The sequence below is a fragment of the Flavobacterium sp. RHBU_24 genome (assembly GCF_046613695.1).
GTDB lineage: Bacteria > Bacteroidota > Bacteroidia > Flavobacteriales > Flavobacteriaceae > Flavobacterium.
The window spans coordinates 1-7,425 of record NZ_JBKJHD010000036.1 but is presented as its reverse complement, the minus strand read 5'-3'; the positions used below and the strand labels follow the sequence as shown (position 1 = coordinate 7,425).

Genomic DNA, 7,425 nt, shown 5'->3' with positions numbered 1-7,425 from the left:
ACTATCAAACAATTTTATGAAAACACTTTTTAATGATCAACCAATTACTGATTATTTTACAAAACATATCTCTAAGCTTCAATTAGGGAATAGAAACGTCTATTGTCGAAGACAGTATTGAGCAAGTAAATGTTGATAAAATGGCAACAACAATGGCATCTGAGAACAATTTACGAAAAGGACGATTAATTAAGGATAATACCGAGTTTGTTGGAATTAAAAAGTCAACTAAAGCATTAATAAATAATGTTAGAAAAAACGTTCAAGAATATGAATATGCGGAGTACAAAATTTTTTTTGAGGGAGAAATCTCTTTATTTAACCTTTCTCCCTCCAAAATATTTACTAAACGTCCCAAGGCTACATTAGAAAATAATTATTTATTAGTAGAAATCAACCATACAACAATTTTCTCTGGTAATGATTTACTTGAGAAACAGATAAAACAACAGTTTGAAGATTATTATGAGTATATTTCAAGTATGTTATCGGCTGTAAACGAAGATGTTGAAATATATAATTTGGCTCTTGAAGAAAACTTAAAACTATATATTAACCGGCGAATTGAAACGGTCAGGCAAGAAATTAAGACTAAAGAGAATCTGACGCCTTTTAAGAATAAAGATTAATAATGGAGCAAGTAAGTAACAGTAGAGCCTTTTTTGAATTCTTAAAATATCTTTTCGTAAAGGAATCTGTCATAGGTTTTACATTTGTTTTATTAATTCTATCAATGTTATTAATTCCGTTATGGGAACCTTATCCAGAAAAAGCTACGAAATTTTTTAATCGTGCCAACCTATACCTTCCGCTGGCACTTTCATTTTGTATATTAATATATTTAATTCTCTCATTTTTCTTAAGCAAGAAAGTTGCAAAATTATCTTACTTTTTTTTCTTCCTGCATATGTTTTTCTTTCCAGTAATTTATATGATTATGCTAAGAGAAAATCCAAAACACTTTGCTTTGAAAAAAATGTTTTACTCACTGAAAAAGGAAGTTTAACAAAAGAAATAGAGGAAGTTTACGAATTCCCTCAACTAGAAAGCAAAGCTAATATCATAGAATTTCTTATCAATTCAAAGAGTAAGATATTAAATACAAAAATTGAGAATTTTCCAATAGGTTATATTAAAAATTATGTTTTGATTCCTTCATATCTTCCCATTGATGCACCACACCCAAGTTTTGCATTGCACTTAAAGATATTCGATAAAGAGAAATTTTTATTTGCCATACGCGTAGATGAGGAAGATAAATTAATTTCATCTTTAAATAAGGAGTACACTAAAACTAAACGATTAATTCAATCATACCACATTGAAAATATGAATGTGAAAAATGGTAGCAAATGGTACGCTTTAAACATACTGCCATATTCAATTAATATTTTCTTTAATGACAATATGGTGCCAAAAAGTCATTTAGCAAATTATGTTTATTTTATTCATTATGTAATTGTATTTGGAGTATTATTTGCGATTTTGGTAACATCAATTGACGGAATCAAAGTACGAAGACAAGTCAGTTTTAAAGATATCAAGGAGTTAGCTGCAAAGATTATGCAGTGATATTTCCCGAATCTTTTTTAGTTTTTTTTAAAAACAGAAATGCCTCCCCAATACAGGAAGGCATTTCAATTAACTAATTACGTTTTTACATGAAAAACTAATTAGCTGTAAATATATAAAAAAAGTCCCCTCCAACCACGGAGAGGACCAACCAACCAATTAAGTTTTTCTGAAAAAAACTAATTAGGCCAAAGATAGTACTATTCTTCCAGCTTACGCATTTCTTCTTTTACGGCATCGGTGTATCCAAACTTCAGTTCACGCACAATGTTGTTGTAATGGCCATATGCTATCTTATTATAGATAGGGTGGAAATTCTTTTTCTTTCGCACGCGTTTTTTGCACCGGCTGGTATTCTTCATATCTACAAAGCGGTGCTTCAATTTCTGTGCATATTCCAGGGCGCTTTCGCTGGCCGCAAAGCTGCGGCTGCTTTTTAGGTCGCTGGCACCCATGCCGTGGCTGTCCATATACTTTACCTGGGCGAGATTAATATCGGCGCTGGCAGAACTTAGCACACGGTGCACAAAACGGCCCTCCAGTACATCATCAAGGGTTTTTACTGCTGCCATGGCTAAGGCCTTGTTTTAAAGTTTACCGCGACATAATGGCCGTTGCAGCCGTCTTGCATTTTTATGGGGTCTATGCTAATGCTGCTTTCATCCAGGCCACTCAAGAAGTTGCAGAAGATACCGCCGCCGCTATCCTTATCCTCCCGCATCCTGGCCACCAGGTCTGCCGCGGCTTGTTGGGTACGCTCAAAAATTTCAAGGTATTTCTCCTGTCCCTCCTTATAATCGGTTTTCTCCAGTAGAAAAAAGCCGCACACGTTACGGTACTGGGCGTCGTGTTGGTCTCCTTCCACATCATGATGTGGCACTAAGGAGAGCAGCAACATATTATCGGTTTTTTTATGGTCCTTGACTATTTGCGAGAGTTCTTCCACCGTAACGGCTATTTCCCATTTCTTTATTGCAGGCACAGTATCCGTCAGCACCTGGCTGTATTGTTTTAATTGGGGTATGGTAAACATTATTTTTCGGCTTTTGAATTGAATTTGTAATCCAGTTCGTTTTTCTTCAGGTTGTACAACAGCAGGAACACCTGCCACAAGTTTGCCTCACGCACTTTGCCCAGGTCGCCCAGCTGGCCACTTTCTGCCAATGCAAAGGCAATGCTGTCCATCCCAAGCCCCGGCACGGCTTCCCGATGGCCGTCGTCGCTACTCTCAAACAGTATTGATAAATCAAGTTCCTGCCCGCCCCAGGGCACTATGGCCGAGGTAATGTACTTTTGAAATGCGGCAAACGTAAGGTAAAACCCAAATACAAAGCCTACCGGCGCATAACGGAATGTTCTGGCCCTGGCTTCAACCGTATGCGGATTGTAGGCCTCCCGCACATCGCCTTTCTGGGGCTTTAGCATCCGCCAGGGCGCTGCCTTGCGGTAAAATATGCCGGTAAGTTCATAGAGCAGGTTTTCGTTGGGGCTTTTCCCAAATTCATAGAACAGGCGCAGGCCATCAAGATATTCGCCAAATGTGGCATTGATAAAGCCATCTGCCAGGGCATGATAGGTTCTCCACAAAGGACGAAACTTAGGCAAGGGATTGTGTATGTGCTCCAGCCTTATTTGTTTTTGGCCTTCCAATTCGTTAAAGAAACCGTCTACCAGCAGCGACACACGGTACATGTTTGCCCACTTGGCCTCCTCATCTACAATAAGCAACTGCCTGTTTGAGGGCACCATGTCCAGCAACGTATACAAGGCCTGTACCCGGAGGTCAAAGTAAGAAAGCTGCCCCGCAGTGTAACGGTACAGCAGCACGCACATTTCGATGTACTGGCCGCTGTCGCATTCGCCCAGGTATTTCGGAACGTACCGCTTCAGTTTTGCCTCGGGAATTTCTATCGTATGCATATCTTCATGTCGTTGCTAAGGTAAAGCCCCAGTTGTTCCATCCGGTCACCAAATTTTGCCAGCACTTCTTTACGGCACACTTCTTCATTTTTGATGCACGGCGGGATAAATCTTGATTGTGCCTTAATGTTCAGGAATTTGGCCATATGCTTTAAAATCATTGATTTTAAAACAATCTGCTCTACTTCGCGGTCTCGCTGGGCAATGTCTTTTTTTAAGAGGGCTTTTTGTATGGCCGTTTCGTAGCCTTTAAACCGTTTGTACTTCCTGTAGTTCCAGAGGCGGTCGAATGCTTCTCGCAGTTTTTTCATGTTATAGTGATAAATAGTTTTTACCGGCATGGGGTGCCGGGATGATATTGTTATCGGCCACAGGTTCCGGCACAGGTGCCAGCAGTTGCTCTATCCTGGAAAAGATTCTTTCTGCATCCTCTTTAAAGGCCTGCCGCGCCGCCTGGGGCTCCATTTTTTGTGCCGGCTGCTTTATGTTAACTGTATCGCGGTCTGAAGTATAGGACTGCAATACACCTTCAGGGAACACCGTAACACTTAGGCGGGTCATTGCCCAGGATAGCGCATAATACACACATGCTTCGCGAATGAGCGATAGTAAGGTTGTGTAAGTTGCATTGTTCTCTATTTCTGCATTTGGGTTTTTAAGTGCTTCGTAGCGCTCACGGCCAATGCGCGGCAAGATCTCGTCCTGTTCGCATTGCCGTATGCCCGGCGCCAGTTTTAGCAGCACCAGGCGCGATTCTATCTTAAAGTATTTGTCAAACTCATCCGTAGTGCATATAAACAGGGTGTTTACGCGCTTGTAGGCCTCCGATTCCTTCCAGGCTTCATTATCCTCCAGGGCTATTAGTAAATCGTCCAGCGCGCGGTAATAGCGGCGCTCAAGCGCTTCATTATCCTTGTTTATCTGCCACTCAAAAGCACTTACCTGATTGTCGTCCTTGCGCAGCTTACGCCCGCCCGGGGTATGCGATACATCGTTATTGGGGGCATACAGCATATAGGCTTTCACTGCTATGGGGTAGCGCGTGGCGTATATCAGTTATGTGGCCGCGTGAAGCTCCTTGATGGGGAAGCGCCGGGCAATGAGGGCAACGAATGTAAAGGCATTGAAAGAAGCGTCTGACTGGAGGAAGAAAAATTCGCCGGCAGTGGGAATCCTTAAGAGATCTTCTTCGAGATTGGCCACTTTTTCAAAGTGAGTAACCAGGTATTTGGAAACATAGCTGCCGTGGCCTCCTTGTTCCTCCTCCTTTGGCTCAGACAATGCTTTATAATCGAAAAATTTATTTGGTCGCAATTCCCAACTTCTTTTTGGCGTATTCTACTTTTTCCAGGCGTTCGTCCAGCTTGGCCTGCAGTTCGGCTTTTACCGTTTCTGAAGCTGCCTTTTTTAAGGCACTTTTTGTCCTGGAGATTGTAGACTTGGAACTTGTGATATAGGTGTGCGCTTCTTCGTTGGTCATTGCACTCACCTCGCGTTCCATTGCGATACGCTTCAGGCGCGGATGCTCTGCCAGTAGTGTGTTTTTTTCCTTATAGTAGTCCAGTTCTTTTTTCATGGCCTCGCTTTCTGCGAAGTTTTCCGTTGCTGTTTTGGCCAGCTGTAAGGCTTCTTCCTCCGTTACTTTTGCTTCCCCAGAATTGTGCTTTGCCAGTTGCTCATGGGCCTCTTTGTAGCGTCTGCAGGCTGCAAGCTTGTCGTGTAACAGGATCTTGAGTTCGTCCGGGCACCCCGGATCATCCAGGAACGGATATTCGTCGGCTATTTTGGGCTGCTCTGTGGTCTGTGTTACCTGTTCCGGCTCAGTACCACCAGCACCGGCAGTATCACCCTGCCTGGCCGTTTGTTCGGTAGTTACTGTTTCGGCAACAACTTCAATTTCTGCTACCGGTTTGTCGGAAGGCTTTATTTTTTCGAGGTCGGTAATCTGATAGGCTTTTTGTATTTCATACAGCAACGTATCAAGATTGTATTTTGTATAGCCGCCTGTATTTAGTTTGCGTACAATTGCGGGACTGCAATTTGGAGCCTGGCTGTAGATACCAAAGGCTTTATTGAATAATTCCGGCTCACTTGCCGGGGGATTGTGGAACAAATCCAGTGCTTTTTCTTTGCTCATGAGTTGTAGAAATTTGATTAATCAGGGCAAAGGTGAGGGAAGTAAAAAAAAGTGCTGTAACATGAAAAAATACCTATAATTGGGTATTTTTTAAAGTGTTAAAATATGTTAATATTGTTTGATAATCAATAAATTATAATACTATGAGTAAAATTGAAAACGACGTTAAAGCATATGTTGCTTCTTATTCACACTTGGCAATTGGATTAATTCAAGACGGCCACGTTCTGGCTAAACCTCCCTTAAATTTAGACGACACTGCATTAGCTTTTTTAGCCGGTAGCCTAAGAAGTTATGTCAGGCACTATAAACCTTCGGCAACGGTGTTGGCTTCGGAAGTTAGGAAGAAAGGGCTTACAGTGAAATTGCTTATCGATTTGATAACAAATAAATTGAACTAAAATGAAAAAACAATACTGTTTTTATTATTACTATTAGCAAACGAGATCTTCGCCCAACAGTTTTTAACTGATTTCAAAACCTGGACAGACAATCATAAAATTTCCATCAGAAAAACTTTTGATGGCTCAAAATGAAGAGAAACCGGCAAGTTTTTATTTCTTCTAAAACCATAACAATAAAAATGACTATACTAATATTGACATAGCTGTTAAGGTCTCTGAATTTAATTTCTTTAGAAATACATCAATTTGTTATCCCAAAGTGGAGTGGCACAAATCAACCAATGATGATAGTAAATCAGATAAGATTGATACAGGACTTAATTTTGAGTTTTTTCCAATTAAAGTAAAGGCTACCGGGCCAGCCGGACCCTTGCCCGGAGCGAGTGGTTGGGGAATGGCACCTTGGTTTCAGGCAAATTCTTCTTATAAGAGAAATTTCATTAATAATGTTAATGAGGCAAAATTATCAGGACTTATGTCATTCTATAGCCTCAAAGAGTATTATCCTGGGTATCTAAAAAGTGATGCAAATGGAAACAAAGTTTTTCAGTATTATCCTTATTTAGGGGTTGAGTATAATAATTTACCTAGCTTTATTGATAAGAAAGATTATGAATTTACAGATTTTGTTGGAAGGTTATATTCGCAATATTGGCCAGTTCCTACAGTATTTCAGTTGAATTTAGATTTGTCATATAGGAAAATTTTCACCAATACTTTGCTCAAAACAGATTTGCCCTTAGTAATCGCTGATTTATATTTTTATCCTGGAAGTCAAGACTTCGTTTCTATAGGATATCAATTTAAATGGGGATATACGGCGGACAATAAATATCAAGAATCGGCCTATTCATCGTTACAATTAAATGTGAAATTCTAAAGTTTTTTCTTTCATTTGGCAAAGATGATCGATAAGAAAAGTTGTTATGTACCTGAAAAAGGCGTATATTCGAAGTACTAACCAAGTACACTATACATGAATTTATTTGATTTTCTTAAGGATTTATCGGACTCTGCAAAAGACCGACTAAAGACACCCATTACAGGATCCTTTGCACTTGCATTTTTAATTTGGAATTGGAGGCCTATAATTTTTTTAATATTTTCGGATTCACTCATTGAAGATAAAATTGTAGTAATAAATCATGAGTATTCTGCTATTGGTAATTTTTTAGGCCCCTTGTTCGTAGCTGTAATATATGTCGTTGGTGTTCCTTATTCGATGATGTATTTGGAACGAGCATCGGGTGACGCTGAGAAAGCAAGAATTATTTTTAAAGGAAAATTGAAAGAAGAGAAGGCACGAGCTGTTCAAGAAGCACTAAAGATAGAAGCTGACAACACTGATATTAAAACTGGCAATAGAGATAGAAACCAATTGGTGATATTAAA

12 protein-coding genes are annotated in these 7,425 nt (G+C 39.9%); 5 read left to right on the top strand and 7 right to left on the bottom strand.

The window, feature by feature from the left end:
• Window positions 1-140 precede the first annotated feature (140 nt).
• Together ACLI09_RS17865 and ACLI09_RS17860 are read left to right on the top strand one after the other, a co-directional pair.
• The gene (locus ACLI09_RS17865; RefSeq protein ID WP_411421012.1) at window positions 141-629 is read left to right on the top strand and encodes a hypothetical protein; all 489 of its coding nucleotides are present in this window, start codon (window positions 141-143) and stop codon (window positions 627-629) included.
• Window positions 630-825: 196 nt separating this feature from the next.
• Window positions 826-1,572, top strand: a complete 747-nt coding sequence (locus tag ACLI09_RS17860) for a hypothetical protein (protein WP_411421011.1) — start codon at window positions 826-828, stop codon at window positions 1,570-1,572.
• A gap of 200 nt (window positions 1,573-1,772) precedes the next feature.
• Here ACLI09_RS17860 and ACLI09_RS17855 read toward each other — a convergent pair whose 3' ends face one another.
• From ACLI09_RS17855 to ACLI09_RS17825, 7 genes are read right to left on the bottom strand one after another with little or no spacing between them, the layout of a single operon-like run.
• The gene (locus ACLI09_RS17855) at window positions 1,773-2,144 is read right to left on the bottom strand and encodes a hypothetical protein (RefSeq protein WP_411421010.1); all 372 of its coding nucleotides are present in this window, start codon (window positions 2,142-2,144) and stop codon (window positions 1,773-1,775) included.
• A 2-nt stretch (window positions 2,145-2,146) separates the two neighbouring features.
• Window positions 2,147-2,605: a hypothetical protein gene (locus ACLI09_RS17850; protein ID WP_411421009.1), complete on the bottom strand. Its 459-nt coding sequence runs from the start codon at window positions 2,603-2,605 to the stop codon at window positions 2,147-2,149.
• Entirely contained in the window at window positions 2,605-3,492 is an 888-nt protein-coding gene (locus tag ACLI09_RS17845; protein WP_411421008.1) for a hypothetical protein, read from the bottom strand. The genes ACLI09_RS17850 and ACLI09_RS17845 overlap by 1 nt, the downstream gene beginning before the upstream one ends.
• Window positions 3,480-3,803: a hypothetical protein gene (locus ACLI09_RS17840; protein ID WP_411421007.1), complete on the bottom strand. Its 324-nt coding sequence runs from the start codon at window positions 3,801-3,803 to the stop codon at window positions 3,480-3,482. The genes ACLI09_RS17845 and ACLI09_RS17840 overlap by 13 nt, the downstream gene beginning before the upstream one ends.
• Before the next feature lies 1 nt (window position 3,804).
• A complete protein-coding gene (locus ACLI09_RS17835; protein ID WP_411421006.1) occupies window positions 3,805-4,518 on the bottom strand; it encodes a DUF6712 family protein in 714 nt (237 codons plus the stop codon).
• 30 nt (window positions 4,519-4,548) lie between these two features.
• Window positions 4,549-4,806, bottom strand: coding sequence for a hypothetical protein (locus tag ACLI09_RS17830; protein ID WP_411421005.1), 258 nt, complete (start codon window positions 4,804-4,806; stop codon window positions 4,549-4,551).
• Window positions 4,793-5,629: a hypothetical protein gene (locus ACLI09_RS17825; RefSeq protein WP_411421004.1), complete on the bottom strand. Its 837-nt coding sequence runs from the start codon at window positions 5,627-5,629 to the stop codon at window positions 4,793-4,795. Before ACLI09_RS17825 ends, ACLI09_RS17830 begins: the two co-directional genes overlap by 14 nt.
• A gap of 143 nt (window positions 5,630-5,772) precedes the next feature.
• Here ACLI09_RS17825 and ACLI09_RS17820 point away from each other — a divergent pair, with 143 nt between their 5' ends.
• The 3 genes from ACLI09_RS17820 to ACLI09_RS17810 form a co-directional block, all read left to right on the top strand.
• A complete protein-coding gene (locus ACLI09_RS17820) occupies window positions 5,773-6,030 on the top strand; it encodes a hypothetical protein (RefSeq protein WP_411421003.1) in 258 nt (85 codons plus the stop codon).
• A 262-nt stretch (window positions 6,031-6,292) separates the two neighbouring features.
• On the top strand, window positions 6,293-6,913 hold the full coding sequence (locus ACLI09_RS17815) for a hypothetical protein (protein WP_411421002.1): 621 nt from the start codon (window positions 6,293-6,295) through the stop codon (window positions 6,911-6,913).
• Window positions 6,914-7,009: 96 nt separating this feature from the next.
• Window positions 7,010-7,425, top strand: a 416-nt coding sequence (locus tag ACLI09_RS17810; RefSeq protein WP_411421001.1) for a hypothetical protein, incomplete at its 3' end; no start/stop codon positions are given.

Coding starts and splice junctions, on each gene's coding strand:
- ACLI09_RS17865 (WP_411421012.1), top strand. CDS start 141: ATGGCAACAACAATGGCATCTGAGAACAATTTACGAAAAGGACGATTA.
- ACLI09_RS17855 (WP_411421010.1), bottom strand. CDS start 2,144: ATGGCAGCAGTAAAAACCCTTGATGATGTACTGGAGGGCCGTTTTGTG.
- ACLI09_RS17850 (WP_411421009.1), bottom strand. CDS start 2,605: ATGTTTACCATACCCCAATTAAAACAATACAGCCAGGTGCTGACGGAT.
- ACLI09_RS17845 (WP_411421008.1), bottom strand. CDS start 3,492: ATGCATACGATAGAAATTCCCGAGGCAAAACTGAAGCGGTACGTTCCG.
- ACLI09_RS17840 (WP_411421007.1), bottom strand. CDS start 3,803: ATGAAAAAACTGCGAGAAGCATTCGACCGCCTCTGGAACTACAGGAAG.
- ACLI09_RS17825 (WP_411421004.1), bottom strand. CDS start 5,629: ATGAGCAAAGAAAAAGCACTGGATTTGTTCCACAATCCCCCGGCAAGT.
- ACLI09_RS17820 (WP_411421003.1), top strand. CDS start 5,773: ATGAGTAAAATTGAAAACGACGTTAAAGCATATGTTGCTTCTTATTCA.